Origin of the sequence: Rhizorhabdus sp. (assembly GCF_018006725.1) — a bacterium.
Taxonomy (GTDB): Bacteria; Pseudomonadota; Alphaproteobacteria; order Sphingomonadales; family Sphingomonadaceae; genus Rhizorhabdus.
Map to the genome: position 1 here is coordinate 1 of NZ_JAGMXV010000448.1, position 2,698 is coordinate 2,698.

The following is a 2,698-nucleotide window of genomic DNA, read 5'->3' on the forward strand; positions in this document are numbered from 1 at the left end:
CCTGAGCACTGGCCGCGTCCGTGTCGCGCCGGATATCAAACTGCTTTCCGGCACGCTTGACGATCACACCATCCGGCCGATTGACTTCCGCACGCGCCAGATCCCAGTCCTCGACGGCACCCTCGTCGGCAATGATCTGGTTCGTGTTCATCAACCAGAGAGCCTTGGATGCCCGCTTGTTGATGTCAGCCTGGATGTCTCGCACCCGGCGAATCACGCCGTAGGGAAGCCGGTCCCGGCCGCGCCGGTAACACCAGATCGGAGTCAGTGTGAAGCGGTTGTGGCGCAGCCCGGACGGCGCCCAGGAAATCATCGCCGCCTCGGTGAAGACAGCGAAGTGGACGCGCATCATCACGCGAGGAACCGCCTCGTACTGCTGTTGGAAGCTCTCGGGAAGAATCGTCCCTTTCCACGGCCCGTCGGTGACGATCGGCACCGACAGCGGCTTGCGGTATTGGCACTCGATCAGCTTCACGCGCCGGCGTACAGCATCGGCGCTGACCCCGGTTCCTGCTGCCCTGACGACGCCCGTGCGAGAGCCTGACAAAGGCTCTCCGAGATACCACGGGTCGTCCTCGTGCTCGCTGTCGTTGTCGTATGCCGACACATCCTCGATCGCCGCCTTGATCGCGCGCGCCCGGTCCGGGAACATGGCCAGAGCAACGTCCTCATCTACCCACCGCCACCGGAACAGGTAGCGTGAGTCGGAAAGATCAAGCTCGTACCCGCACGAGTCCCAGAGCACGTTTCTCCAGTCCTCGTACTTGCTGTAGAGCGCCTCCTGCGTCGGGTCGTCCTGTACGCCGTCGTCCACCCACCCGACACCGACCTTGACCGTATCTCCGAATGCGCGCGACCGGGCAAACGGCGCCCGGTTGACGTCGCTGATGTACTTCAAGGCCTTGGTCTTAACGTCGGCGCCCTGAACATCATCCTCGGAGCGCGGTAGCACCTTCCAATCGGCACGCGTCCGTCGCTCGGTGCCGATCAGCCAATCCACCGCCGGCGCGACCTCGTTGTAGACGAGCGGCATCTGGCCACGGTCGGCGAGCACCTCGGAGTCTTCCGGCTCCCACTGTCGGTTGTCGTATGCGTCGGCGTCCATCGACATCTGCAAGCGGTTCTCGCACTGCTTGTCGCGCTCCAGGTAAAACCACTGGAGGATGCGCCGATGCTCCTCCCGCATCTCATCAGAGTCCATCGGATGCGACGGAGCAGCGTCCTGCGGTTGGGCATCGCCGTCCAACCAGTCCGAATACTGGTCACCAGAAGCCCGGCCGCGGACTGGGCGGTACGAAAGGCTAGGCATACTCGGGCTCGTCCTTCTCCAAAACGATGTCGCGGCCCGTCATCAACTCGCCGTCTTCCCTGATTTCCATGTGCCCGATCGAGGCGGACATCAGCTCTTTTTCCGGCGCCGACGGCATGCGGATCAGGTCGCCCAGGCCCTCGATAATGATCGAGGCGATTTTGAACCAAGCGGCTTGTGTTTCATCCATGCCGATAACTTCAGCGGCTTTCCGAGCCTGCTTGGCCAGGTAGTGCGGATTGTCGTACCGGTATGCTGCCGACTCGCAGACCACAAACCACGGGCTGCCAGGTTTGCGATGCGCCGGGATGAGCACCAGCGCGCGCTCGTCGTTCACCCAGGTATAGATTGCGATGATGTCGCCGTGCTGGCGGACCAGATGTGCTTTCCGCGGATCGAGAGTGGCACCCATTGACAGACCCCTGATGAGATGCGCGCAGGGTGCCATGCTTGTCTATTCCAACGTGATGGATGGTTCGGTCGTTCCGGAAAACGGCTGGCGCACCCATTGATAATGCGCCCAATGGGAGTATTATTAGGGCTGTGGATAGACCACTACCGCGCCTCGGGGATCAGGGGCTGGAGACTCAAATGAGCAAGATCGAATGGACCGCCAGCAACAATTCCAGCTTCCTCAACGGAAGCCGCGAGTCTTCCAGCATTGCCGCAGCAGTCCGCGCTGCACGGCGGTATATCCGGGGAGAGCTGTACGGGGACGGCAAGGCAACCATATTCAAGGACGGCAACCCCGTCCGGCGGGACGAGTGCAGCATCCACACGGGATACAAATGGGAAGTCCGCACGGATTTCTGACCGCCATCACCCCGCCCAGCATGCGGCGTGAGTATCGCCAGAATATCCCTATGCCCGGACATTTCCGGGCTTTTTCTTGGAGGACAAAAAATGCCCCTGATGAATGTATTGATAAGTGTATGCATCCCGGAAAACATCCTGTTTTCCGATCTTCGTCTAGCGCGCGACGCAAACGGCATGGTGTCGTTCGACTGGACACCGATCGACGCTATCTGCAAGGCCAGCGGGATCGACCCGAGTTTTTTCCGGGAAACGCCGGAGGACAATGTGGCGGCGTTGATCAACGAGTGGTACAGACTGCAAATCGCCGACGGCGGGCCAGCAGACGCGACGCAAGAGGAACTGATCGCCGAAGCGCTTGCCGAGAACGCGTTCGGCGGCGGGTTCTCGTACCCTCCAGGGAGGGCTTGATGTGACCAATCACCCGAACCGCAAAGTATCCCAGACGGCTGCATCGAACCCAACACCCGAAGCGATCCTGCAAGCTCGCGAGGCGGCAGGACTGTCTCAGTCCGAGGCAGGCGCCCTGATCTACTCCGCTTTGCGCTCCTGGCAGCACTGGGAGTGGGGAACGCG

The 2,698-nt window shown here is 61.4% G+C and carries 4 protein-coding genes; 2 read left to right on the forward strand and 2 right to left on the reverse strand.

Annotation, left to right across the window (positions count from 1 at the left end; translation table 11 throughout):
• Together KAY22_RS27620 and KAY22_RS27625 are read right to left on the reverse strand one after the other, a co-directional pair.
• The coding region (locus KAY22_RS27620) for a hypothetical protein (protein ID WP_296626242.1) at positions 1–1,246 on the reverse strand (1,246 nt) is incomplete at its 3' end.
• Between the two features lie 55 nt (positions 1,247–1,301).
• Positions 1,302–1,721 (reverse strand): hypothetical protein, encoded by a 420-nt coding sequence (locus tag KAY22_RS27625; protein ID WP_296626243.1) that lies wholly within the window; start codon positions 1,719–1,721, stop codon positions 1,302–1,304.
• A gap of 179 nt (positions 1,722–1,900) precedes the next feature.
• Between KAY22_RS27625 and KAY22_RS27630 the strand changes: the two genes are divergently transcribed.
• Both KAY22_RS27630 and KAY22_RS27635 read left to right on the forward strand, forming a co-directional pair.
• A complete protein-coding gene (locus KAY22_RS27630; RefSeq protein WP_296626244.1) occupies positions 1,901–2,122 on the forward strand; it encodes a hypothetical protein in 222 nt (73 codons plus the stop codon).
• 27 nt (positions 2,123–2,149) lie between these two features.
• Entirely contained in the window at positions 2,150–2,533 is a 384-nt protein-coding gene (locus tag KAY22_RS27635; RefSeq protein ID WP_296626245.1) for a hypothetical protein, read from the forward strand.
• Positions 2,534–2,698: the final 165 nt, after the last annotated feature.

What these genes read in the sequence shown, in the direction of transcription:
- KAY22_RS27625 (WP_296626243.1), bottom strand. Translation starts at nt 1,721, where the DNA reads ATGGGTGCCACTCTCGATCCGCGGAAAGCACATCTGGTCCGCCAGCAC.
- KAY22_RS27630 (WP_296626244.1), top strand. Translation starts at nt 1,901, where the DNA reads ATGAGCAAGATCGAATGGACCGCCAGCAACAATTCCAGCTTCCTCAAC.